22 protein-coding genes, 2 tRNA genes and 1 other RNA gene are annotated in these 23,143 nt (G+C 49.6%); 13 read left to right on the top strand and 12 right to left on the bottom strand.

Annotated features, from left to right (window positions below; genetic code table 11):
* Window positions 1-175 precede the first annotated feature (175 nt).
* From E4Z61_RS06680 to E4Z61_RS06660, 5 genes are all read right to left on the bottom strand, one after another.
* A non-coding RNA gene (locus tag E4Z61_RS06680) (RtT sRNA) lies at window positions 176-305 on the bottom strand.
* A gap of 45 nt (window positions 306-350) precedes the next feature.
* Window positions 351-435 (bottom strand) — tRNA-Tyr (locus E4Z61_RS06675).
* 35 nt (window positions 436-470) lie between these two features.
* Window positions 471-555 (bottom strand) — tRNA-Tyr (locus E4Z61_RS06670).
* 155 nt (window positions 556-710) lie between these two features.
* Window positions 711-1,553, bottom strand: a complete 843-nt coding sequence (purU, locus tag E4Z61_RS06665; protein ID WP_135322083.1) for a formyltetrahydrofolate deformylase — start codon at window positions 1,551-1,553, stop codon at window positions 711-713.
* A gap of 54 nt (window positions 1,554-1,607) precedes the next feature.
* Window positions 1,608-2,063 carry a YchJ family protein gene (locus E4Z61_RS06660; RefSeq protein WP_135322082.1) on the bottom strand — a complete coding sequence of 152 codons (456 nt, stop codon included), beginning with the start codon at window positions 2,061-2,063 and terminating at the stop codon, window positions 1,608-1,610.
* Between the two features lie 111 nt (window positions 2,064-2,174).
* Between E4Z61_RS06660 and rssA the strand changes: the two genes are divergently transcribed.
* The 3 genes from rssA (at window position 2,175) to galU (ending at window position 5,296) form a co-directional block, all read left to right on the top strand.
* Window positions 2,175-3,080 (top strand): patatin-like phospholipase RssA, encoded by a 906-nt coding sequence (rssA, locus tag E4Z61_RS06655; protein ID WP_135322081.1) that lies wholly within the window; start codon window positions 2,175-2,177, stop codon window positions 3,078-3,080.
* Between the two features lie 90 nt (window positions 3,081-3,170).
* Window positions 3,171-4,184, top strand: coding sequence for a two-component system response regulator RssB (rssB, locus tag E4Z61_RS06650; RefSeq protein WP_135322080.1), 1,014 nt, complete (start codon window positions 3,171-3,173; stop codon window positions 4,182-4,184).
* A 203-nt stretch (window positions 4,185-4,387) separates the two neighbouring features.
* A complete protein-coding gene (gene galU / locus E4Z61_RS06645) occupies window positions 4,388-5,296 on the top strand; it encodes a UTP--glucose-1-phosphate uridylyltransferase GalU (protein WP_096756793.1) in 909 nt (302 codons plus the stop codon).
* Between the two features lie 139 nt (window positions 5,297-5,435).
* On the opposite strand, the gene hns is transcribed toward galU, so the two are convergent.
* Window positions 5,436-5,849: a histone-like nucleoid-structuring protein H-NS gene (hns, locus tag E4Z61_RS06640; protein WP_096756794.1), complete on the bottom strand. Its 414-nt coding sequence runs from the start codon at window positions 5,847-5,849 to the stop codon at window positions 5,436-5,438.
* 646 nt (window positions 5,850-6,495) lie between these two features.
* Between hns and tdk the strand changes: the two genes are divergently transcribed.
* Window positions 6,496-7,113 carry a thymidine kinase gene (tdk, locus tag E4Z61_RS06635; protein ID WP_135322079.1) on the top strand — a complete coding sequence of 206 codons (618 nt, stop codon included), beginning with the start codon at window positions 6,496-6,498 and terminating at the stop codon, window positions 7,111-7,113.
* 243 nt (window positions 7,114-7,356) lie between these two features.
* Here tdk and adhE read toward each other — a convergent pair whose 3' ends face one another.
* Window positions 7,357-10,035, bottom strand: a complete 2,679-nt coding sequence (gene adhE / locus E4Z61_RS06630; RefSeq protein WP_135322078.1) for a bifunctional acetaldehyde-CoA/alcohol dehydrogenase — start codon at window positions 10,033-10,035, stop codon at window positions 7,357-7,359.
* Between the two features lie 487 nt (window positions 10,036-10,522).
* Here adhE and E4Z61_RS06625 point away from each other — a divergent pair, with 487 nt between their 5' ends.
* The 7 genes from E4Z61_RS06625 to E4Z61_RS06590 all read left to right on the top strand — a co-directional run bounded on the left by E4Z61_RS06625 (window position 10,523) and on the right by E4Z61_RS06590 (window position 18,452).
* The gene (locus tag E4Z61_RS06625) at window positions 10,523-11,170 is read left to right on the top strand and encodes a YchE family NAAT transporter (protein ID WP_135322077.1); all 648 of its coding nucleotides are present in this window, start codon (window positions 10,523-10,525) and stop codon (window positions 11,168-11,170) included.
* A 770-nt stretch (window positions 11,171-11,940) separates the two neighbouring features.
* Window positions 11,941-13,572, top strand: coding sequence for an oligopeptide ABC transporter substrate-binding protein OppA (oppA, locus tag E4Z61_RS06615; RefSeq protein ID WP_135322076.1), 1,632 nt, complete (start codon window positions 11,941-11,943; stop codon window positions 13,570-13,572).
* Between the two features lie 123 nt (window positions 13,573-13,695).
* Window positions 13,696-14,616: an oligopeptide ABC transporter permease OppB gene (gene oppB / locus E4Z61_RS06610; protein ID WP_096756798.1), complete on the top strand. Its 921-nt coding sequence runs from the start codon at window positions 13,696-13,698 to the stop codon at window positions 14,614-14,616.
* An 18-nt stretch (window positions 14,617-14,634) separates the two neighbouring features.
* Window positions 14,635-15,543 carry an oligopeptide ABC transporter permease OppC gene (gene oppC / locus E4Z61_RS06605; RefSeq protein WP_135322075.1) on the top strand — a complete coding sequence of 303 codons (909 nt, stop codon included), beginning with the start codon at window positions 14,635-14,637 and terminating at the stop codon, window positions 15,541-15,543.
* An 11-nt stretch (window positions 15,544-15,554) separates the two neighbouring features.
* On the top strand, window positions 15,555-16,568 hold the full coding sequence (gene oppD / locus E4Z61_RS06600; protein WP_135322074.1) for a murein tripeptide/oligopeptide ABC transporter ATP-binding protein OppD: 1,014 nt from the start codon (window positions 15,555-15,557) through the stop codon (window positions 16,566-16,568).
* On the top strand, window positions 16,565-17,569 hold the full coding sequence (oppF, locus tag E4Z61_RS06595; protein ID WP_135322073.1) for a murein tripeptide/oligopeptide ABC transporter ATP-binding protein OppF: 1,005 nt from the start codon (window positions 16,565-16,567) through the stop codon (window positions 17,567-17,569). Before oppD ends, oppF begins: the two co-directional genes overlap by 4 nt.
* Before the next feature lie 46 nt (window positions 17,570-17,615).
* Window positions 17,616-18,452, top strand: coding sequence for an ion transporter (locus E4Z61_RS06590; protein ID WP_135322072.1), 837 nt, complete (start codon window positions 17,616-17,618; stop codon window positions 18,450-18,452).
* 37 nt (window positions 18,453-18,489) lie between these two features.
* Here the strand turns inward: E4Z61_RS06590 and E4Z61_RS06585 are convergent, their stop codons facing one another.
* Window positions 18,490-18,819, bottom strand: a complete 330-nt coding sequence (locus E4Z61_RS06585) for an HI1450 family dsDNA-mimic protein (RefSeq protein ID WP_135322071.1) — start codon at window positions 18,817-18,819, stop codon at window positions 18,490-18,492.
* Between the two features lie 34 nt (window positions 18,820-18,853).
* Window positions 18,854-20,314, bottom strand: a complete 1,461-nt coding sequence (gene cls / locus E4Z61_RS06580) for a cardiolipin synthase (protein WP_135322070.1) — start codon at window positions 20,312-20,314, stop codon at window positions 18,854-18,856.
* A 142-nt stretch (window positions 20,315-20,456) separates the two neighbouring features.
* Between cls and E4Z61_RS06575 the strand changes: the two genes are divergently transcribed.
* The gene (locus E4Z61_RS06575; protein ID WP_135322069.1) at window positions 20,457-20,630 is read left to right on the top strand and encodes a YciY family protein; all 174 of its coding nucleotides are present in this window, start codon (window positions 20,457-20,459) and stop codon (window positions 20,628-20,630) included.
* Window positions 20,631-20,682: 52 nt separating this feature from the next.
* Here the strand turns inward: E4Z61_RS06575 and E4Z61_RS06570 are convergent, their stop codons facing one another.
* Window positions 20,683-20,979: a YciI family protein gene (locus E4Z61_RS06570; RefSeq protein ID WP_135322068.1), complete on the bottom strand. Its 297-nt coding sequence runs from the start codon at window positions 20,977-20,979 to the stop codon at window positions 20,683-20,685.
* A gap of 223 nt (window positions 20,980-21,202) precedes the next feature.
* Here E4Z61_RS06570 and tonB point away from each other — a divergent pair, with 223 nt between their 5' ends.
* A complete protein-coding gene (tonB, locus tag E4Z61_RS06565) occupies window positions 21,203-21,919 on the top strand; it encodes a TonB system transport protein TonB (RefSeq protein ID WP_135324895.1) in 717 nt (238 codons plus the stop codon).
* 80 nt (window positions 21,920-21,999) lie between these two features.
* On the opposite strand, the gene yciA is transcribed toward tonB, so the two are convergent.
* Window positions 22,000-22,401 (bottom strand): acyl-CoA thioester hydrolase YciA, encoded by a 402-nt coding sequence (gene yciA, locus E4Z61_RS06560; RefSeq protein WP_096756806.1) that lies wholly within the window; start codon window positions 22,399-22,401, stop codon window positions 22,000-22,002.
* A gap of 154 nt (window positions 22,402-22,555) precedes the next feature.
* Window positions 22,556-23,095 (bottom strand): septation protein A, encoded by a 540-nt coding sequence (locus E4Z61_RS06555; protein ID WP_135322067.1) that lies wholly within the window; start codon window positions 23,093-23,095, stop codon window positions 22,556-22,558.
* Window positions 23,096-23,143 lie beyond the last annotated feature (48 nt).

Below are 23,143 nucleotides of genomic sequence, written 5' to 3'. Positions count from 1 at the left end.
GCGGGGTTTTTTTATAACTGTTTGCAGGACGGTGAATGTAGGCGTTTTTTGTAAGTCTGATAAGCATCGTGCATCAGGCAAATTGTGTGCTCGAATCGAAGCTTCTCATCCTTCCCGCATGGGCAGAATATAGGAGATTGTGATTTGATTGGGCTGAAATACTACAGGGAAGTGATGGTGGTGGGGGAAGGATTACTCAGCGCTGCGCGCTTCGCCCTTCGGGTCGTTACCTGCGGCAACGCTTTCTCGCTACGCTCGAATCGAACCTTGTCGAAGCTTCTCATCCTTCCCGTATGGGCAGAATATAGGAGATTGTGATTTGATTGGGCTGAAATACTACAAAGAAGTGATGGTGGTGGGGGAAGGATTCGAACCTTCGAAGTCGATGACGGCAGATTTACAGTCTGCTCCCTTTGGCCGCTCGGGAACCCCACCAGGGGTAATTCAAATTGTAGGTAATGCTATGAGGATGGTGGTGGGGGAAGGATTCGAACCTTCGAAGTCGATGACGGCAGATTTACAGTCTGCTCCCTTTGGCCGCTCGGGAACCCCACCACGGGGTAATGCTTTTACTGGCCTGCTTCCTTGGGAAGCGGGGCGCATCATATCAAATGACGCGCCGCTGTAAAGCATTCCTTTGCTTAACGTAGATCGTTTGCGTGTTTTTCATCCGTAACGCAGTAAAGCTAATCAATTCATATTATTGGTGATTACAGAATAATCGTGCGGTTACCGTAAACAAATACTCGCTGGGCCAGAACCTGATACAGCGCACGGCTTAAAACATTCTTTTCTACGTCACGACCTGCCCGCATCATATCTTCCGCGGTATAGGTGTGATCCACGTGAATAACGTCCTGCATGATGATTGGACCTTCGTCGAGGTTATCATTCACATAATGAGCCGTCGCGCCGATGATCTTCACGCCGCGCTCATAAGCCTGGTGGTACGGACGCGCACCAATAAAGGCAGGCAGGAATGAGTGGTGAATATTAATGATCTTGTTCGGGAAGCGAGAAACAAATTCTGGCGTCAAGACGCGCATATATTTTGCCAGCACGACATAATCCGGCTGGTGGGCGTCGATTGCATCTGCCATTTTTTGATCGTGTTCTTCGCGCGTTAAGCCTTCGTGACTGACCAGCTCAAAAGGAATATCAAAACGTTCAACCAGTGAGCGCAGCGTGTCGTGGTTACCGATTACCGCCGCAATTTCGACATCGAGTCCGCCGTAATTGGCTTTCATTAACAGGTCACCCAGACAATGTGCTTCCTTGGTGACTAAGATGACGATGCGGCGACGGCCTGCTGGCGTGAGTTCGCGAATGGATCCTTCAGGCAAGGCGCTGTCCAGATCGGCCAATAGCGTGACGTCATTAAAAATGCCTTCCAGCTCCGTGCGCATAAAAAAGCGGCCGGTACGGTGGTCAACAAACTCGTTGTTTTGCACGATGTTCAGTTCATGCTTGTAACAAATATTGGTGATACGTGCGATCAAACCTTTTTGGTCGGGGCAGATAGTGCGCAGAACTTTACGTTGTTGTGAATGCATTGCCGGGGTATTCCTGTTGAAAATGTTTGCATAATTAATGCTGTCGGGCGTTGGCTAGCCGCAGCATTTTTTGAATTTTTTACCTGACCCGCAAGGGCAGGGATCGTTACGGCCAATTTGTGGGCGCGTACCATCAATATAATACCACTGGCCGTTTTCTTTTAAAAAACGAGAGCGTTCGATTATTGCACCCGTTTTTCCCTGTTCGGAAAAACGCGCCACAAAGCTGACATAGCCGGTATTTTCTGTTTCCGACGTTGTCTGTTCAAAAACGGTGAGTCCGAGCCATTCGGTATGAGCAAATCCTGCGCTAATGTCATCGCGAAACTCGGCTGCATGACAGTCGGGATGCCAGGTTTTAATCAGGTAATCTGCGTCTTTCATCACAAAAGCGCAGTAGCGAGAACGCATGAGGTGTGACGGCGTAGGTGCTACTTGCTCGCCAGACACATAACGGTAGCAACATAGGCTATACTCGACAGCGCTACCACAGGGACACAGCTGAGACACAAAATACTCCCTGGAATAAAAAAACGGCGTAAAAACGCCACGGTAGCACTATGTTAACTGAGCCGTAGTGATGTTGCTACGTCTGCAAGCCAGGGGAAGTCTGTAGGTACAATGAGAAAAATAAAAATTGGGCTGGCGCTAGGTTCCGGCGCGGCACGAGGCTGGTCGCATATTGGTGTGATTAAGGCCCTGAAACATATGGGCATTGATATTGATATCGTTGCAGGGTGCTCTATCGGCTCGTTGGTTGGCGCCGCTTATGCCTGCAATAAATTACCTGCCCTTGAGCAGTGGGTCTGCTCATTCAGCTATTGGGATGTTTTACGCCTGATGGATCTCTCGTGGCGTAGAGGTGGATTGCTGCGCGGTGAACGCGTGTTCAATCAATACCGTAATGTCATGCCTGTGAAGGAAATAGAACAATGCCAGCGCCGCTTTGCTACCGTCGCCACTAATCTGAGCACGGGTCGTGAACTGTGGTTTACCGAAGGCGATTTACATCTTGCCGTCCGGGCATCCTGTAGTATTCCTGGTCTGATGTCCCCCGTCGCACATAATGGGTATTGGCTGGTTGATGGTGCGGTGGTTAATCCCGTGCCGGTTTCGCTGACGCGCGCGTTGGGTGCCGATATCGTTATTGCCGTTGACCTGCAACATGATGCACATCTCATGCAGCAAGATCTGCTCTCCTTTAACGTCAGCAATGATAGCGAATCTAGCGATGATGAGCTTTCATGGCATGCGCGCCTGAAAGAGCGGTTGAGTAATATTACAGCCCGACGTGCCGTAACCGCACCGACGGCGATGGAGATTATGACCACGTCTATTCAGGTGCTGGAAAATCGGCTTAAGCGTAACCGCATGGCCGGCGACCCGCCCGATATCCTGATTCAGCCGTTTTGTCCGCAAATATCCACGCTGGATTTCCACCGTGCAGGTGCGGCTATTGCCGCAGGGCAGCTTGCAGTAGAGAAAAAAATGGACGAGCTGCTGCCTCTGGTGAAAACCAATATCTAACGCATTTTTTATCAACACTTAAGTCAATTCTGACAGGCGTGAGTAGCAATAGCATGCCACTATTGATTAAAGCCAGTCAGGGGGGAGAATATGACGCAGCCATTGGTCGGAAAACAGATTCTTATTGTTGAAGATGAGCCTGTATTTCGCTCACTTCTGGACTCATGGTTTTCCTCTTTGGGAGCGACAACGGCTGTAGCGGGCGATGGGCTTGATGCGCTGGAATTATTGGGGCGTTTTGCACCCGATCTGATGATCTGCGACCTTGCAATGCCGAGAATGAACGGTCTCAAACTGGTTGAATACCTGCGTAACCGTGGCGATCGGACGCCAATCCTGGTTATCTCCGCGACGGAAAATATGTCTGACATTGCCAAAGCGCTGCGCCTCGGCGTGGACGACGTACTGCTGAAGCCGGTGAAAGACCTTAACCGGCTGCGGGAAACGGTCTTTGCATGCCTCTATCCCAACATGTTTAACTCTCGTGTTGAAGAAGAAGAACGGTTGTTTCGGGATTGGGATGCCATGGTTGGCGATCCTGCCGCTGCGGCAAAACTGTTGCAAGAGTTGCAGCCTCCGGTTCAGCAAGTTATCTCGCATTGTCGCATTAACTATCGTCAGCTGGTTGCGGCCGACCAACCGGGGCTGGTACTTGATATTGCGCCGTTGTCGGAAAACGACCTTGCCTTCTATTGTCTGGATGTGACGCGGGCAGGGGATAATGGCGTGCTGGCGGCGCTGTTACTGCGAGCGCTGTTTAATGGTTTGTTGCAGGAACAGCTTGCGCATCAGAATCAGCGGTTACCGGAACTCGGTGCGCTCCTGAAGCAGGTTAACCACCTGTTGCGACAAGCCAATCTACCCGGGCAGTTTCCGTTGCTGGTGGGGTACTACCATAGCGGATTAAAAAATCTGGTCTTGGTCTCCGCAGGTCTGAACGCGACCTTAAATACCGGCAGCCACAATGTACAAATCAGTAATGGCGTTCCGCTGGGTACCCTGGGGAATACTTACCTTAACCAGCTAAGCCAACGCTGCGAGTCCTGGCAGTGCCAAATTTGGGGGGCGGGAGGTCGCCTGCGCCTGATGTTGTCTGCGGAATGAACAATCGAGAGGCAGGGGATTAAATTGCTTCACATCCCTGTCTTTTGCAGTGCTACTATCAGCGCCAGATTTATTCGTATTTATCTTAATTATACCGACGCGCGTCCTTTTCAGACCTGAAGCTTGTCGCGGTACTGATATACTCGGATGCGATACAGATTGATGAACACGTTCAATACATGAACAGTCCAGGAGAGTTTTAAATGGCTGCCCTTAATTCGAAAGTCAAAAAAGCCGTTATCCCGGTAGCGGGATTAGGAACCAGGATGTTACCGGCTACCAAGGCAATTCCTAAAGAGATGCTACCGCTGGTTGATAAACCATTAATTCAATACGTCGTGAACGAGTGTATTGCTGCGGGTATCACTGAAATTGTACTGGTGACTCACTCGTCTAAAAATTCTATTGAAAACCACTTTGATACCAGTTTTGAACTCGAAGCGATGCTGGAAAAACGTGTTAAGCGCCAGTTGCTGGAGGAAGTTCAATCTATTTGCCCACCGCATGTGACGATTATGCAGGTACGTCAGGGGCTGGCAAAAGGTCTGGGCCACGCTGTATTGTGCGCACACCCGGTTGTTGGCGATGAACCTGTCGCGGTCATCCTGCCGGATGTTATTCTGGATGAATATGAATCTGATTTATCCCGCGATAACCTCGCCGAAATGATTAGTCGCTTTGATGAAACAGGCAGCAGCCAAATTATGGTGGAACCTGTAGAAGACGTCACTGCTTACGGTGTTGTGGACTGTAAAGGGGTTGAATTAGCGCCGGGCGAAAGCGTACCGATGGTGGGTGTTGTTGAAAAACCGAAAGCTGATGTCGCGCCATCCAATCTTGCTGTTGTCGGTCGTTATGTTCTAAGCGCAGATATCTGGCCTCTGCTGGCAAAAACGCCTCCGGGAGCGGGTGACGAAATTCAGCTGACCGATGCTATCGATATGCTGATTGAAAAAGAAACGGTTGAAGCCTATCACATGAAGGGCAAAAGCCATGACTGTGGTAATAAGCTGGGTTATATGCAGGCGTTCGTCGAATATGGCATTCGTCATAATACCCTCGGTGCTGAATTTAAAGCCTGGCTTGAAGACGAGATGGGTATTAAGAAGTAACATCACGTTATTAATCCACATAAAACGGCGCTGTTTATCCAGCGCCGTTTTTTTATACCTAAATTGGGTAGGGTGTTATGCGAAGTACAGGTAAAAAAAATCCCGCCACTGGCGGGATTTTAAGCAAACTAATTGTGGATTAATCCTTGATCAGGAAGTCGTCCAGTTGTTTACCTTGTTCTTCCATCGCTTTTTTGATCACAGCTGGTGTACGACCCTGGCCGGTCCAGGTTTTAGTTTCACCGTTTTCGTCAACATAGCTATATTTAGCCGGACGTGCTGCACGCTTAGCTTTAGCACCGGTTTTAACCGCAGCCATGCTATTCAGCAGTTCGTTCGGGTCAATACCGTCAGCAATCAGCATTTCACGATATTGTTGCAGTTTACGAGTGCGCTCTTCAACTTCAGCAGCAGCAGCGCTTTCTTCTTCGCGACGCTCGCTAACGACAACTTCTAATTTTTCCAGCATTTCTTCAAGCGTTTCCAGAGTACATTCTCTTGCCTGCGCACGAAGAGTACGGATGTTGTTCAGAATTTTAAGTGCTTCGCTCATTGTAGTAATCTCAAACTTATATTGGGTGGGGTTTGTTGAGCTAATAATAGAGTGATAAATTCAGATGTGCAATAGCCAGGAATGTAAGGAATTCAAAATTGCGCTTTATTTAGTCCCTGTATTAATTCTTTACCGTTAAATTGTCCACAATGCGGGGCATAAAAAAGGCTTATTGGTACGGTGGATACTCTTCGCTCAAGAGTAAAAATTCAAGATTCAGGTCACATTTTATGGTGTTGCAATTGTATCTGTTTGCAGTAATTTCAACCTTTTGTATTAGTTTTGCTTACGGGAATTCGCTATTACGAGGAGGCCGCTGTGGGATTCAATAACAATAACAGCAGGGGGGCTTTATTGAACTGTGATGATAATCATCGTTGATGAATTTCAAGGGCACTATTTGTGAAAGAATGTGTATATACCGTTATGCTTCGGATTGTTCGAGCATTGACGGTGTTCATTGGCCTTCGTCCCATACTTAAGTATGTTCCCTGAGTCTTCCTGTAGTACGTCATATTTAGCGTGTCGATGACTGATGCTGCGCGATGTTTTATACGTGTGTGGGTAGCAACGCCGCTCAGACATGTTTGTGAATTATGATACAATCCCGCCCATATTTATTTACCCAGGTGAGGGCCGACGGTCAATGGCACAGCTATATTTTTACTATTCTGCTATGAATGCGGGGAAGTCGACCGCTTTGCTGCAATCTTCATACAATTACCAGGAACGTGGCATGCGTGCCGTTGTATATACAGCGGAAATTGACGACCGATTTGGGGCAGGGAAAGTAAGTTCACGTATAGGTCTGTCGTCACCTGCAAAACTGTTTAACCAAAATTCATCTTTGTTCGATGAAATTCGCGCGGAGAATGCGCAGCAGAGAATACATTGTGTACTGGTCGATGAGTCGCAGTTTTTGACGCGCCAACAGGTTTATGAATTATCCGAGGTTGTCGACCAACTGGATATTCCGGTTTTGTGTTACGGGTTACGTACTGATTTTCGCGGTGAATTATTTGGCGGTAGCGAATACCTGCTTGCCTGGTCAGATAAGCTGGTTGAATTAAAGACCATTTGCTTTTGCGGGCGCAAGGCCAGCATGGTATTACGTCTTGATCAGGCCGGACGACCTTATAACGAGGGTGAGCAGGTGGTTATCGGTGGGAATGAGCGCTATGTATCGGTATGCCGCAAGCACTATAAAGAAGCGCAGTCTGAGGGTTCTCTGACGGCCATTCAGGAAAGGCACAGCCACGATTAACCCACGCTTTCCTGGGCGCTGATAACACGCAGGGTAGAGTATTTGTATTAGCCGGTGAACTCTACCCTCCAGTCACCTCTGTAGGCGCTTTATTTACTCATCTCTCAATCTCCTCACTGACATGACCATTCGCCGCGATGGGCTGCGTGAGCGTTTGCACTATTAAGACGAGAATTAATAAGACGAAAAAAAACGGTCCCACAGGGACCGTTTAGGGTGATGACTAAAAGTCAGGCGTTTGAATTAAGCGGATTTCTTCGCTTTTTTCTCAGCTTTAGGTGCAGCAACTGCTTCAGTCTTAGCGGCAGTTTCACCTTCGTTGTATTCACGACCGTAGAAGGTATCCAGCAGAATCTGTTTCAGTTCAGAAATCAGCGGATAACGCGGGTTAGCGCCGGTGCACTGGTCGTCAAACGCATCTTCAGACAGTTTGTCAACGTGTGCCAGGAAGTCAGCTTCCTGAACGCCAGCTTCACGGATAGACTTAGGAATACCCAGTTCAGCTTTGATTTCATCCAGCCATGCCAGCAGTTTCTGGATTTTCGCTGCGGTACGGTCGCCCGGCGCGCTCAGACCCAGGTGGTCTGCGATTTCAGCATAACGACGACGTGCTTGCGGACGGTCGTACTGGCTGAAGGCAGTCTGTTTAGTCGGGTTGTCGTTCGCGTTATAACGAATAACGTTGCTGATCAGCAGGGCGTTCGCCAGACCGTGAGGAATGTGGAACTGAGAACCCAGTTTGTGCGCCATGGAGTGACATACACCGAGGAAGGCGTTAGCAAACGCGATACCCGCGATGGTTGCGGCACTGTGTACACGCTCACGTGCTACCGGGTTCTTAGAACCTTCGTGGTAGGACGCTGGCAGGTTTTCTTTCAGCAGTTTAAGCGCCTGCAGAGCCTGACCGTCAGAGAACTCAGATGCCAGTACGGAAACGTAAGCTTCCAGGGCGTGAGTTACCGCATCCAGACCACCGAAAGCACACAGTGACTTCGGCATCTCCATAACCAGGTTGGCGTCGACAATCGCCATATCCGGGGTCAGCGCGTAGTCTGCCAGCGGATATTTCTGACCGGTAGCATCGTCGGTAACAACCGCAAATGGTGTGACTTCAGAACCGGTACCAGAGGTGGTGGTGACAGCGATCATTTTCGCTTTCACGCCCATTTTCGGGAACTTGTAGATACGTTTACGGATGTCCATAAAGCGCAGCGCCAGTTCTTCGAAGTGGGTTTCCGGATGTTCGTACATAACCCACATGATTTTCGCGGCGTCCATCGGGGAACCGCCACCCAGCGCGATGATCACGTCTGGTTTGAAGGAGTTAGCCAGCTCAGCACCTTTGCGAACAACGGTCAGTGTCGGGTCAGCTTCAACTTCAAAGAACACTTCGGTTTCAACGCCTGCGGCTTTCAGAACAGAAGTAATCTGGTCAGCGTAGCCGTTGTTGAAGAGGAAGCGGTCGGTCACGATCAGCGCACGTTTGTGACCATCGGTAATCACTTCATCCAGCGCGATTGGCAGTGAGCCACGGCGGAAGTAGATAGATTTCGGAAGTTTGTGCCACAACATGTTTTCAGCTCGCTTAGCAACGGTTTTCTTGTTGATCAGGTGCTTAGGACCAACGTTTTCAGAGATGGAGTTACCACCCCAGGAACCACAACCCAGAGTCAGGGAAGGAGCAAGCTTAAAGTTGTACAGGTCGCCGATACCACCCTGAGAAGCCGGGGTGTTGATCAGGATACGCGCGGTTTTCATCATCTGACCGAAGTGAGCAACGCGTTCTGGCTGGTTGTCCTGGTCAGTGTACAAGCAAGAGGTGTGACCGATGCCGCCCATTGCAACCAGCTTTTCAGCTTTAACAACAGCGTCTTCGAAGTCTTTTGCACGGTACATTGCCAGTGTCGGAGACAGTTTTTCGTGAGCAAACGGCTCGCTTTCGTCAACAACTTTAACTTCACCAATCAGAATCTTGGTGTTAGTCGGAACGGAGAAACCTGCCAGTTCAGCGATTTTGTACGCCGGTTGACCAACAATAGCTGCGTTCAGTGCGCCATTTTTCAGGATGATGTCCTGAACAGCTTTCAGCTCTTTGCCTTGCAGCATATAAGCGCCGTGGCTGGCGAAACGCTCGCGAACGGCATCATAGACGGAGTCAACAACCACAACAGACTGTTCAGAAGCACAGATTACGCCGTTATCGAAGGTTTTTGACATCAGTACTGATGCAACAGCACGTTTGATATCAGCCGTTTCGTCGATAACAACAGGGGTGTTACCTGCGCCTACGCCGATAGCTGGTTTACCGGAGCTGTATGCCGCTTTAACCATGCCTGGACCACCGGTCGCAAGGATCAGGTTAATGTCTGGGTGATGCATCAGAGCGTTGGACAGTTCAACGGAAGGTTGATCGATCCAGCCAATCAGGTCTTTCGGTGCGCCAGCAGCGATTGCAGCCTGCAGAACGATGTCTGCTGCTTTGTTGGTCGCATCTTTAGCACGCGGATGTGGAGAGAAGATGATGGCGTTACGCGTCTTCAGGCTGATCAGCGATTTGAAGATTGCGGTAGACGTTGGGTTAGTGGTCGGAACGATCCCGCAGATGATACCGATCGGTTCAGCAATAGTGATAGTCCCGAAAGTATGGTCTTCGTCCAGGACACCACAGGTTTTTTCATCTTTATAAGCGTTATAGATGTATTCGGAAGCGAAGTGGTTTTTAATCACTTTATCTTCGACGATACCCATGCCGGATTCGGCAACGGCCATTTTCGCGAGAGGAATTCGAGCGTCTGCGGCAGCCAGAGCGGCGGCACGGAAGATTTTGTCAACCTGTTCTTGAGTGAAACTGGCATATTCACGCTGGGCTTTTTTTACGCGCTCTACGAGTGCGTTAAGTTCAGCGACATTAGTAACAGCCATAATGCTCTCCTGATAATGTTAAACTTTTTTAGTAAATCATCTGCTCGCTACGAGAGTATAGACAGATCAACGAAAATTTGTGTAACGTTTTGAAAATCAAACGGTTAATTAACGTACGCCGTGCATTGATTTACTAAAAGAGCTTATACGTTTGCGTCATTAAACTCTAACGCATTTCCTCCAGGTGGCGTAAGCAAGATTACTCACTTCTGAGTAGTAATTGCGTGATCTGGATCAAATTTACGCAAAGCTGACACCTTTCAGCAGGCTCTTTGAGCGATTGTCGGCAAATGTTAATAAATAGATGTGGTGAATGAGGGTAACATTAGCATATTTAATACATATTAATAACACTGAGTATTGGTAGCATGTTTACAGAGATATACGCAGATAGAAGGTGAAGAATGCTGCCAAAAGGCGTATCTTCAGCGCGGTTTTTAACAGTTTTTATGACTCATTTTATCCGGCTAACGCTTCGGAGCTAACCGTGATCCAAACGCTATTTGATTTTCCTCTCTATTTTAAATTTTTCATTGGGTTATTTGCGCTGGTTAACCCCGTAGGGATCATTCCTGTTTTTATCAGCATGACCAGCTACCAAACCGCAACTGCGCGTAACAAAACCAACCTGACAGCAAACCTGTCGGTAGCCATCATCCTGTGGACCTCGCTGTTCCTCGGTGATGGTATCCTGCAACTCTTCGGTATCTCGATTGATTCGTTCAGAATTGCCGGTGGGATTCTGGTGGTGACCATCGCGATGTCGATGATCAGCGGAAAGCTCGGTGAAGATAAACAAAACAAACAGGAAAAATCAGAGACCGCTATACGTGAGAGTGTCGGCGTTGTTCCGCTGGCATTGCCATTGATGGCGGGGCCGGGGGCGATAAGTTCAACCATCGTTTGGGGAACACGCTACCACAGTGCATTAAACCTGTTCGGTTTCTTTGTGGCGATTGCACTGTTTGCCCTGTGCTGTTGGGGACTGTTTCGTATGGCGCCCTGGCTGGTTCGCTTGCTGGGACAAACGGGCATTAACGTTATTACGCGTATTATGGGGTTACTGCTCATGGCGTTGGGTATCGAATTTATCGTCACTGGCATTAAATCCATTTTCCCCGGCTTGCTGTCCTGACAGGACCGCTCACTGGAAACGGAGTTGGCCATCGACTCCGTTCTTTTCATTATCAGTAAAACTTCTCACTAAAGTTGAAAATCAGCGTTGAAATTATAAAAGAAGCCGATCGCCAATCCCTCGCTCATCCATTGATTTAAAAGATAATTATTTTTTCGGCTGTACAGCTAAACAGAGTGCGCGTTGTTATTTTGCTAACATCATACTCTGGGGCTTGCTGTAGGATTATCGAAATGTTATTAGTTATTTCGGCATCTATTTTAGATGAATGTGCTAATTAATAACCAATTGTTAAATTTATGTGCACTCTGACAGTGGGTGGATACCGGACAGGATAATCAGCCATGCTGTTGATCTAATTCATTGTTTATCATGTATTTTTTATAGAATACTCTCTTTTTGAGACCCGCTTTTGTCAGATTTTTTTTCGATAAAAGAGAATTAGTTAACAAATCTGTAAAATGTATTGGCGGTTAAGAAACGCATTTGATACTTTCCGGCCAGGTATTTTGCAGAATATTTATCGTTGATGAGAATTATTTTCACTTGGTTTTTGTCAACAGAGTAACCGCGTGTTTCCGGCAGGGGAGGCACGCAGATAATCGACGCAAGGCGGTCGTACGAATCGCCAGAATAAATAAAGTCGGTGATAGCAAGCAGTAAACAATAAACCACCTGACGGCAGAAAATCTCCGGTGCCGTACAGGGATCCGTACAGGATTAACAGTCTGGTTAAAAAACCAGCCATAATAATGAGGGAGTACAACACAATGACTAACATCACTAAAAAAAGTTTAGTAGCGGCGGGGATTCTATCTGCGCTAATCGCGGGAAATGTTGCCACGGCGGCAGAAGTACCCGCCGGTGTTCAACTGGCTGAAAAGCAAACGCTGGTGCGTAATAATGGCTCGGAAGTTCAGTCCCTCGATCCACATAAAATCGAAGGTGTACCGGAATCCAACATTAACCGTGACCTGTTTGAAGGTTTATTAATCAGCGACGTTGATGGCAAGCCATCGCCAGGTGTGGCTGAAAAATGGGAAAATAAAGATTTTAAAGTCTGGACGTTCCATCTGCGTAAAGACGCGAAATGGTCGGATGGATCCCCCGTTACCGCACAAGATTTCGTGTATAGCTGGCAACGCCTGGCGAATCCGAATACCGCGTCACCGTACGCCAGCTATTTGCAGTACGGTCACATCGTTAATATTGACGACATTATCGCCGGTAAAAAACCGGTCACCGATCTTGGTGTGAAAGCCATTGATGACCATACTTTTGAAGTCACCCTCAGTGAACCGGTCCCTTATTTCTACAAACTGCTTGTTCACTCCTCCGTTTCCCCAGTGCCTAAAGCGGTGGTGGAAAAATTTGGTGATAAATGGACCCAGCCTGCGAACATCGTTTCTAACGGCTCTTATAAATTAAAAGATTGGGTCGTCAACGAGCGCATTGTGCTTGAGCGTAATACCAACTACTGGGACAACGCTAAAACAGTTATTAACCAGGTAACCTACCTGCCAATTTCTTCTGAAGTGACTGACGTTAACCGCTATCGCAGCGGTGAAATCGACATGACCTACAACAACATGCCGATTGAGTTATTCCAGAAACTGAAAAAAGAGATCCCGAACGAAGTTCACGTTGACCCGTATCTGTGTACCTACTATTACGAAATCAATAACCAGAAACCACCGTTCAACGATGTGCGTGTTCGTACCGCCCTGAAGATGGCGTTGGATCGTGACATTATCGTCAACAAAGTGAAGAATCAGGGCGACCTGCCTGCGTACAGCTTCACTCCGCCGTATACCGATGGGGCAAAACTGGTTGAGCCTGAATGGTTCAAGTGGTCCCAGGAAAAACGTAACGAAGAAGCGAAGAAACTGCTTGCTGAAGCAGGCTTCACTGCAGAAAAACCGTTGACCTTCGATCTGCTGTATAACACCTCCGATCTGCATAAGAAGCTGGCAATTGCAGCAGCTTCTATCTGGAAGAAAAATCTGGGCGCTAACGTTAAGCTGGAAAACCAGGAGTGGAAGACCTTCCTCGATACCCGTCATCAGGGTAACTACGATGTCTCTCGTGCCGGCTGGTGTGCGGATTACAACGAACCTACCTCCTTCCTCAACATGGTGCTGTCAGACAGCTCCAACAACACCGTTCACTATAAGAGCGCGGCATTTGATAAGCTGATTGCCGATACGCTGAAAGTGACAGATGAAGCGCAGCGCAGCGAACTGTATTCGAAAGCTGAGCAGCAACTGGATAAAGACTCTGCGATTGTACCGGTTTATTACTATGTCAACGCCCGTCTGGTGAAACCATGGGTAGGTGGATACTCCGGTAAAGACCCGATGGATAATATCCACGTTAAAGACTTGTATATTATCAAGCATTAATGGCAAGACGTGGGGCAATCATTTGTTGCCCCACAGTGTCTTTTTCTTCGAACTATAAACACCTCCTTTGACCTAAAGTTTGGCTCAAAGAGGTGTAAAGGCACACGCCAGAAGGTACGGGCAATGTTGAAATTTATATTACGTCGCTGTCTGGAAGCGATTCCGACGCTATTTATTCTTATTACGATCTCATTCTTTATGATGCGTCTTGCACCGGGAAGTCCTTTCACTGGTGAGCGCGCGTTACCGCCAGAGGTATTGGCGAATATTGAAGCGAAATATCATCTTAATGATCCTATCACCACCCAGTACTTCAGTTATCTGAAACAGCTGGCGCACGGCGATTTTGGACCTTCCTTTAAATATAAAGATTATACGGTTAACGATTTGGTGGCTTCGAGCTTTCCGGTTTCGGCGAAGCTGGGTGCCGCCGCCTTTATCCTGGCGGTACTCGTTGGCGTCAGTGCCGGAGTCATTGCTGCGCTGAAGCAAAACACGCGCTGGGATTATACGGTAATGGGGGTGGCGATGACCGGGGTGGTTATCCCCAGTTTCGTGGTCGCTCCCTTATTAGTGATGATATTCGCGATAACGCTGAAATGGTTGCCTGGCGGTGGCTGGAACGGTGGGGCGCTGAAATTTATGATCCTACCGATGGTGGCGTTGTCGCTGGCGTATATCGCCAGTATCGCGCGTATCACTCGTGGGTCGATGATTGAAGTGCTGCACTCCAACTTTATTCGTACCGCACGGGCAAAAGGCTTACCGATGCGGCGGATTATTTTCCGTCACGCGTTAAAGCCCGCGTTGCTGCCGGTGCTGTCCTATATGGGCCCGGCGTTCGTCGGCATTATTACCGGTTCAATGGTTATTGAAACTATTTATGGCTTGCCGGGTATTGGTCAATTGTTTGTTAATGGCGCACTGAACCGCGACTACTCGCTGGTATTGAGTCTGACCATTCTGGTGGGGGCATTAACGATTGTGTTTAATGCGATTGTTGATGTGCTGTATGCCGTTATCGACCCGAAAATCCGTTACTGATACTGGAGCTCGCTATCTATGATGTTAAGTAAGAAAAACAGCGAGACGCTGGAGCTTTTCAGTGAAAAGCTGGAGGTCGAAGGTCGTAGCCTGTGGCAGGATGCGCGTCGACGCTTTATGCATAACCGCGCGGCGGTAGCAAGTCTGGTGGTGTTGGTGATTATCGCACTGTTTGTGACCCTTGCGCCGATGCTGTCACAGTTTACTTACTTCGATACCGACTGGGGAATGATGTCCAGCGCGCCGGACAGCGAGTCCGGGCATTACTTCGGTACCGACTCATCGGGGCGCGACCTGCTGGTACGCGTGGCGATTGGCGGACGTATTTCGCTGATGGTCGGGATTGCCGCAGCGCTGGTGGCGGTACTTGTCGGCACGTTATACGGGTCGCTGTCAGGCTATTTGGGTGGCAAAATTGACTCCGTAATGATGCGCCTGCTGGAAATCCTCAACTCCTTCCCGTTTATGTTCTTCGTCATTCTGCTGGTGACCTTCTTTGGGCAAAACATCCTGCTGATTTTTGTGGCGATCGGTATGGTCTCCTGGCTGGATATGGCACGTATTGTGCGTGGCCAGACGTTGAGCCTGAAGCGCAAAGAGTTTATTGAAGCCGCGCAGGTGGGCGGGGTGTCGACCGTGCGTATTGTTATTCGTCATATTGTACCGAACGTACTGGGTGTGGTGGTGGTGTACGCGTCGTTACTGGTGCCGAGCATGATCCTGTTTGAATCCTTCCTGAGCTTCCTTGGATTAGGGACACAGGAACCCTTAAGTAGTTGGGGGGCATTGTTAAGCGATGGCGCTAACTCAATGGAAGTCTCACCGTGGTTGCTGCTGTTTCCGGCAGGTTTTCTGGTGGTGACGTTGTTCTGTTTCAACTTTATTGGCGATGGCCTGCGTGATGCCCTCGACCCGAAAGACCGTTAAGGAGTGCAGCCATGAGCGTAATTGAAACCTCAACCGCGCCGCTCGCGCAACAACAGGCTAACGCACTGCTGGACGTGAAAGATCTTCGCGTGACGTTTGCCACCCCCGATGGGGATGTCACTGCTGTAAACGATCTGAACTTTTCGCTGCGTGCCGGAGAAACGCTGGGTATTGTCGGTGAATCCGGCTCGGGGAAATCACAAACGGCATTTGCCCTGATGGGGCTTCTGGCGGCCAATGGTCGCATTGGCGGTTCTGCGACGTTCAATGGGCGTGAAATTTTGAATTTACCGGAACGCGAACTGAACAAACTGCGCGCCGAACAAATTTCGATGATCTTCCAGGATCCTATGACCTCCCTGAATCCGTATATGCGGGTTGGGGAGCAGCTAATGGAAGTACTGATGCTGCATAAAGGCATGAGCAAAGCGGAAGCCTTTGAAGAGTCAGTCAGAATGCTGGATGCGGTTAAAATGCCGGAAGCGCGCAAGCGTATGAAAATGTACCCGCATGAGTTTTCCGGCGGGATGCGCCAGCGTGTAATGATCGCCATGGCACTGCTGTGCAGGCCGAAGTTATTAATCGCCGATGAGCCGACAACCGCGCTCGATGTGACGGTTCAGGCGCAAATTATGACGCTGCTGAATGAACTGAAGAGCGAATTCAATACTGCGATTATTATGATCACCCACGACCTTGGTGTGGTTGCCGGGATCTGTGACAAAGTTTTGGTGATGTATGCCGGGCGCACCATGGAGTATGGCAGCGCGCGCGATGTCTTTTATAAGCCCGTTCATCCGTATTCTATTGGTTTGCTTAACGCGGTGCCGCGTCTGGATGCAGAAGGGGAAGAGATGCTGACCATCCCGGGCAATCCGCCAAACCTGCTGCGTTTGCCAAAAGGGTGTCCGTTCCAGCCTCGTTGCCCACATGCGATGGAAATCTGTAGCAGTGCTCCACCGCTGGAGGAGTTTAGCCCGGGCCGCCTGCGCGCCTGCTTTAAACCGGTGGAGGAACTGGTATGACAACGGCGACTGAACAACGAAAAGTGCTGCTCGAAATAGCCGATCTTAAGGTTCATTTTGATATCAAAGACGGCAAGCAGTGGTTCTGGCAACCCTCAAAAACGCTGAAGGCTGTTGATGGCGTGACCCTGCGGCTGTACGAAGGTGAAACTTTAGGTGTGGTAGGCGAGTCAGGCTGTGGTAAATCTACCTTTGCCCGTGCAATTATCGGTCTGGTGAAAGCCACCGATGGCAAGGTGGCCTGGCTGGGTAAAGATCTGCTGGGTATGAAACCTGATGAGTGGCGGGCCGTGCGCAGCGATATTCAGATGATTTTCCAGGATCCGCTGGCTTCATTAAACCCGCGGATGACCATTGGTGAAATTATTGCTGAACCGCTGCGCACTTATCATCCCAGCTTGTCCGGTCAGGAAGTTCGCGATCGCGTGAAGACGATGATGATGAAGGTGGGGTTGCTGCCCAACCTGATCAACCGCTATCCGCACGAGTTTTCGGGCGGGCAGTGTCAACGTATCGGGATTGCTCGTGCGCTGATCCTCGAGCCGAAGCTGATTATTTGTGATGAGCCGGTTTCCGCGCTGGATGTGTCTATTCAGGCACAGGTGGTTAACCTGTTACAACAACTGCAGCGTGAAATGGGTTTATCGTTAATCTTTATTGCCCATGACCTGGCGGTGGTTAAGCATATTTCCGATCGTGTGCTGGTGATGTATCTGGGGCATGCGGTGGAACTGGGCACCTACGATGAGGTGTACCATAATCCGCTGCATCCATATACCAAAGCGCTGATGTCGGCTGTACCGATCCCCGATCCTGACCAGGAGAGGAACAAGACCATCCAGTTGTTGGAAGGCGAATTGCCGTCACCGATAAACCCGCCGTCTGGCTGCGTGTTCCGTACGCGCTGCCCGATTGCCGGACCGGAATGTGCGAAGACACGACCGGTTCTGGAAGGAAGTTTCCGTCATGCTGTTTCCTGCCTGAAAGTAGACCCGCTATAATCGTGAGGGCTGACATTGGTCAGCCCTTTTTATAGGTGAGGTGAATGTGTCTGGCTTCGTGTCCTCTGTCCGCCGCGCTGTTTATCGTAAATTATTCGATTTAAACACGCGCTCAGGCCGCCGCTTTGAAGGCCTGTGCGCGCTGTTTGCGTTGCTTAGCGTCATTGTTATTTTCGTCGAGTCAGGCGTCGGGACGCAATATCATTTAACGTATGATGAATGGCGTTCATTTGTCTGGCTGGAGATCTTTATTACTCTGGTCTTCACCATCGAATACCTGCTGCGATTATGTTGCTGGGCCAATCCGGCAAAATATGTGTTCAGTTTTTGGGGTATCATTGATTTGGCTACCATATTGCCACTGTATGTCATGTGGCTATGGCCAGAAATGAGCCTTAATTATGTTTTTGCCTGGCGCGCGATGCGGGCGATTCGTGTACTGCGGATCCTCAAACTGCTGCGCTTTATGCCATCGCTAATGGTGTTCTGGGGGGCAATAAAAAGCGCGCGTCACCAGTTGATCCTGTTCTACTCTTTTATCGCCATTTTGATGATTATTTTCGGTGCGCTGATGTACCTCATTGAAGGGCCGAAGTATGGATTTGATACGCTGAATGCGTCGGTGTACTGGGCAATCGTGACGGTAACGACGGTGGGTTATGGGGATATCGTGCCACACACGCCGTTGGGGCGAATGGTGGCGTCGGTGCTTATTCTTATCGGTTATTCCGTGATTGCGATACCTACCGGTTTGATTACCACGCACATGAGCAGCGCGTTTCAGCATCGGCAGAATCAGCGTAAATGCCCTCAGTGCCAGCAGCATCAGCACGAGCACAGCGCGCAATTTTGTAACCGCTGCGGAAGTAAGCTTCCGAATTAAATAAAAAAAGCTGCGTCAGCAGCTTTTTTTATTTGGCTTATTCGCGCCAGAGAATATGGCAGAGCTTGTGATCTTTTTCGCGACAGAGCAGGACTCGCGCGAAAATATCGTTAATCTCGCCATCTTCTGAGTCAGCCAGACCAATTACTACTTCGGCAAAAAAGTCAGGGTTCAGGTCAAAGTCGACGTGATCCTGCCAGTCTTCTGCCGGGTCAAATAACTCTGCACCGCCACGTTCTTCAAACTGCAAATTGAACAGCAGAATGTCAGCAGGGTCGAGGTTGTCGGCCGCCAGTTCGAGAAAAATGTCATAAGCCTGCTCAAGCGTTTCGTCTTCAGTCAGGCGATTGTTCAAATCCATATCCATAATGACTACCTGTTTACCGTCTCTTGGGCACGTTTTACAGCAACGGGCTAAAGAAGTAAAACAGTCGCTCGGTAATCCGTTGCCAGAGTGGTCTTTTTAGCCACAAACGCGCATCAAGCAGGCGAGAGCGGGAGATATAATCGTCCTGAACTGCCGCGAGATCGGCACCAAATCCGGCATCGTCAATCACCAGCGTGATCTCAAAATTTAGCCACAGACTGCGCATGTCCAGATTCACGGTACCGACCAGACTCAGCTCGCCATCAACCAGCACGCTCTTGGTATGTAGCAACCCACCTTCAAACTGGTAAATCTTAACTCCAGCCGCCAGCAGTTCGGTGAAAAAGGCCCGGCTTGCCCAGCCAACCAGCATGGAATCATTTTTGCGAGGAAGAATAATGCTCACATCCACACCACGCTGCGCCGCCGTACAGATGGCATGCAGCAGATCATCGCTGGGGACGAAGTAGGGCGTGGTCATGATTAAATATTCGCGCGCAGAGTATGCCGCAGTGAGTAAGGCCTGGTGAATCAAATCTTCAGGGAAACCCGGGCCGGAGGCAATGGTATGAATCGTGTGTCCGCTGGCCTGCTCAAACGGCATAATATTGACGTCCGGAGGCGGCGGTAAAATCCGCTTACCGGTCTCAATTTCCCAGTCGCAGGAATAGACAATCCCCATGGCGGTGGCGACCGGACCTTCCATTCTCGCCATCAGATCGACCCATTGTCCGACGCCGGAATCTTGTTTAAAGAAACGTGGATCAACCATGTTCATACTGCCGGTGTAGGCTATGTAATTGTCGATCATTATCATCTTACGGTGCTGGCGCAGGTCCATACGGCGCAAGAAGACACGCATTAAGTTAACTTTCAGCGCCTCGACGACTTCAATGCCTGCATTACGCATCATCGCGGCCCACGGGCTGCGGAAGAATGCCACGCTACCCGCAGAATCCAGCATCAAACGACAGTGAATACCGCGTCGCGCTGCGGCCATTAATGACTCAGCAACTTGATCGGCCATACCACCCGGCTGCCAGATATAAAACACCATCTCAATGTTATGTCGCGCCAGTTGAATGTCGCGAATCAGCGCCTGCATCACATCATCGGAGCTGGTCAGCAACTGAAGTTGATTCCCCTTTACGCCGCCAATGCCCTGCCGACGTTCGCACAGCTTAAAGAGAGAAGAGGCGACGCTGCTGTTCTCCTGAGCAAAAATATGCTTACAGGCTTTCAGGTCGTTCAGCCACTTGGCCGTAGAGGGCCACATAGCTCTGGCTCGTTCGGCGCGGCGTTTACCCAGGTGGAGTTCACCAAAGGACAGATAAGCAATGATCCCGACCAATGGCAGAATATAGATGATCAAAAGCCAGGCCATTGCGGAGGGCACTGCGCGTCGCTTCATCAGAATGCGTAATGTTACGCCAGCTATGAGTACCCAGTATCCCAGAATGACCAGCCAACTCACCACGGTGTAGAAGGTTGTCATAAATTTAAAAATCCTTTTGAAAGCGTATTGTTAAGAGTTTACGCATCAGGAGTCATCTGGCAAATAAAAACACGGGAAAACTACTGGTCTGCCTTCGGTCTGGCGGTATAATGTCCGCTCTGTGACTGTAAGAGTAGTTAACATGAAGCGTAGTAGAACGGAAGTGGGGCGCTGGCGGATGCAGCGTCAGGCTAGCCGCCGTAAAGCGCGTTGGCTTGAAGGACAATCGCGCCGAAATATGCGCATCCACACCATCAGAAAGTGCATTCTCAATCATCAACGTAACTCGTTGCTGTTTGCAATCCACGGCATCTGATCAAAAAGGGCACCGCTGGCGGTGCCCAATGTTTGCTTGTTCGTTCTGTTTATTAAAATACTTTCTTATACGGTTTTACTGAAACATGCGCGTAAACGCCTGCCGCCACATACGGGTCAGCTTCTGCCCACGCCTGTGCTGCTTCCAGCGATTCAAATTCGGCAATCACGGTTGAACCGGTAAATCCTGCCGCGCCCGGGTCGTTGCTATCTACTGCGGGCATAGGGCCTGCGGTCAACAAACGTCCTTCGTCATGAAGCAATTGCAGACGTGCCAGATGCGCTGGGCGCACCGAAAGACGTTTTTCGAGAGAGTCGGCGATATCTTGAGCATAAATAACGTACAGCACGGGAAGCGCTCCTTGAACGGTAAAAGTCGTTAATTACGTTATTGGAAAGGCCTAATAACTGCAACGGAAAGATAACTGATTTGTTAAGCCCATACTTTGGTAATGGTTTATTATCATAAAATCGCGTTTTAAATGCGCATACTGCCATGGGCTTATTGAATATGATTGCTATTTGCATTTAAAATCAGGGCCTGGTTTTTTAACTGAAACGATTATGACTTCAATGACCCTTGATTTACCTCGTCGCTTTCCCTGGTCGACGTTACTTTCCGTCGGCATTCATGGTGCTGTAGTGGCAGGGCTGCTGTATACCTCGGTACATCAGGTTATTGAACTGCCTGCGCCCGCGCAGCCGATTTCTATCACGATGGTCGCACCTGCTGACCTTGAACCCCCGCAGGTCGTTCAGCCGCCGCCGGAGCCCGTTGTGGAGCCTGAACCGGAACCCGAACCGATTCCTGAGCCGCCAAAAGAGGCGCCGGTTGTCATTGAGAAACCGAAGCCGAAGCCAAAACCAAAGCCTAAACCGGTTAAGAAGGTGCAGGAGCAACCGAAGCGTGACGTTAAACCGGTTGAGTCGCGTCCGGCCGCACCGGTTGAAAACTCTGCCCCTGCGCGTCCGACTACCAGTACCGCACCAGCGACCAGCAAGCCGACCGTGAGCGCGCCTGCTGGCCCACGTGCGCTGAGTCGTAATCAGCCACAGTACCCGGCACGTGCGCAGGCGCTGCGTATTGAAGGTCGTGTGAAAGTGAAATTTGACGTGACGTCAGATGGTCGGGTTGAGAATGTGGAGGTGCTTTCCGCACAACCTGCCAACATGTTTGAACGTGAAGTGAAGAATGCCATGCGCAGATGGCGTTACGAGGCGGGAAAACCCGGTTCCGGACTGGTGGTGAACATTGTCTTTCGTCTGAACGGTACGACGCAGATCGAGTAAGAAGTAAGCCGGATGAGACGGAACGCCGCCATCCGGCAATTATTATGTTGATGGTCTGATAGCGACGTTAACGCGGCTTATCAGGCTGATGCGGGGATCGGACGGGGTTTGCCGTCTTTATCGACAGCCACGTAGATAAATAGTGCTTCGGTGGCCTTATAGCGTTGCCCAATGGGCTCCGATGCCACTTTCTTAACCCAGACTTCAATATTGATGCTAATTGACGTGGTGCCACGTTTTACACAACGCGCATAGCAACAAACCACGTCACCCACGGCAACCGGACGTAAAAAACTCATTCCTTCCACTCGCACCGTTACTACACGACCGTGTGCGATTTCTTTGGCTTGAATAGCGCCACCAATATCCATCTGTGACATCAGCCAACCGCCAAAAATATCGCCGTTAGCATTGGTATCGGCAGGCATGGCCAGAGTACGTAAAACCAGCTCACCCTGAGGGGTGTTATTCGTTGTTGTCATTGTAGAACCGACTGTAGAGAAAGATTACAGGCGGATGCTACTAGAATTTGTGGGCTGAGAACAGAGGGGATACGGCGTGCAATGCGGTGTTGAGGGGAGAGGGGAACGCAGTGGGATAAAATTTCGCCAGATCCGGAGATCTGGCGAACGGTCATTACGATTTATCTTCCTGAGGGAGATGGCGGTATATATAAACTCCGCTCAGCAGCGTGAAGACCAGCGTCAGGGCGGTTAAGCCGAACACTTTGAAGTTAACCCAGATATTTTGCGGCAGCCAAAACGCGATGTAGATATTCGCCAGGCCGCACAGGATGAAAAAGACGGCCCAAGCCAGGTTCAGTTTCGACCACACAGGTTGCGGCAGCGTCAGCTCTTTGCCTAACATGCGCTGAATCAGCGGCTTTTTCATCACCCATTGGCTTACCAGTAATGCACCCGCAAACAGTCCATAAATCACCGTTACCTTCCACTTAATGAATTCATCGTTGTGGAAGAAAATGGTCAGACCGCCAAATACGGCCACCAGAATAAAGGTGATCAACGCCATCTTCTCGACCTTGCGATAGCGAACCCAGCTGTAAATCAACACCACGGCCGTCGCGACAATGAGTGCTGAGGTCGCCGCATAGATGTCATAAAGCTTATAAAAAGCGAAAAAGACAACCAGCGGTAAAAAATCAAGAAACTGCTTCATTCTTCGATTCCGTAATCAAAAAAGCATCGACCGAGTGGCCGGGATGCA

The organism is Citrobacter tructae (assembly GCF_004684345.1).
Classification (GTDB): Bacteria; Pseudomonadota; Gammaproteobacteria; order Enterobacterales; family Enterobacteriaceae; genus Citrobacter; species Citrobacter tructae.
The sequence above is the reverse complement of the archived record's forward strand: the minus strand, read 5'-3'. Positions and strand labels throughout refer to the sequence as shown.

Coding starts and splice junctions, on each gene's coding strand:
- rssB (WP_135322080.1), top strand. CDS start 3,171: ATGACGCAGCCATTGGTCGGAAAACAGATTCTTATTGTTGAAGATGAG.
- tonB (WP_135324895.1), top strand. CDS start 21,203: ATGACCCTTGATTTACCTCGTCGCTTTCCCTGGTCGACGTTACTTTCC.
- oppF (WP_135322073.1), top strand. CDS start 16,565: ATGACAACGGCGACTGAACAACGAAAAGTGCTGCTCGAAATAGCCGAT.
- E4Z61_RS06575 (WP_135322069.1), top strand. CDS start 20,457: ATGAAGCGTAGTAGAACGGAAGTGGGGCGCTGGCGGATGCAGCGTCAG.
- E4Z61_RS06555 (WP_135322067.1), bottom strand. CDS start 23,095: ATGAAGCAGTTTCTTGATTTTTTACCGCTGGTTGTCTTTTTCGCTTTT.
- oppD (WP_135322074.1), top strand. CDS start 15,555: ATGAGCGTAATTGAAACCTCAACCGCGCCGCTCGCGCAACAACAGGCT.
- E4Z61_RS06585 (WP_135322071.1), bottom strand. CDS start 18,819: ATGGATATGGATTTGAACAATCGCCTGACTGAAGACGAAACGCTTGAG.
- hns (WP_096756794.1), bottom strand. CDS start 5,849: ATGAGCGAAGCACTTAAAATTCTGAACAACATCCGTACTCTTCGTGCG.
- oppB (WP_096756798.1), top strand. CDS start 13,696: ATGTTGAAATTTATATTACGTCGCTGTCTGGAAGCGATTCCGACGCTA.
- purU (WP_135322083.1), bottom strand. CDS start 1,553: ATGCATTCACAACAACGTAAAGTTCTGCGCACTATCTGCCCCGACCAA.
- yciA (WP_096756806.1), bottom strand. CDS start 22,401: ATGACAACAACGAATAACACCCCTCAGGGTGAGCTGGTTTTACGTACT.
- cls (WP_135322070.1), bottom strand. CDS start 20,314: ATGACAACCTTCTACACCGTGGTGAGTTGGCTGGTCATTCTGGGATAC.
- oppC (WP_135322075.1), top strand. CDS start 14,635: ATGATGTTAAGTAAGAAAAACAGCGAGACGCTGGAGCTTTTCAGTGAA.
- adhE (WP_135322078.1), bottom strand. CDS start 10,035: ATGGCTGTTACTAATGTCGCTGAACTTAACGCACTCGTAGAGCGCGTA.
- galU (WP_096756793.1), top strand. CDS start 4,388: ATGGCTGCCCTTAATTCGAAAGTCAAAAAAGCCGTTATCCCGGTAGCG.
- rssA (WP_135322081.1), top strand. CDS start 2,175: ATGAGAAAAATAAAAATTGGGCTGGCGCTAGGTTCCGGCGCGGCACGA.
- oppA (WP_135322076.1), top strand. CDS start 11,941: ATGACTAACATCACTAAAAAAAGTTTAGTAGCGGCGGGGATTCTATCT.
- tdk (WP_135322079.1), top strand. CDS start 6,496: ATGGCACAGCTATATTTTTACTATTCTGCTATGAATGCGGGGAAGTCG.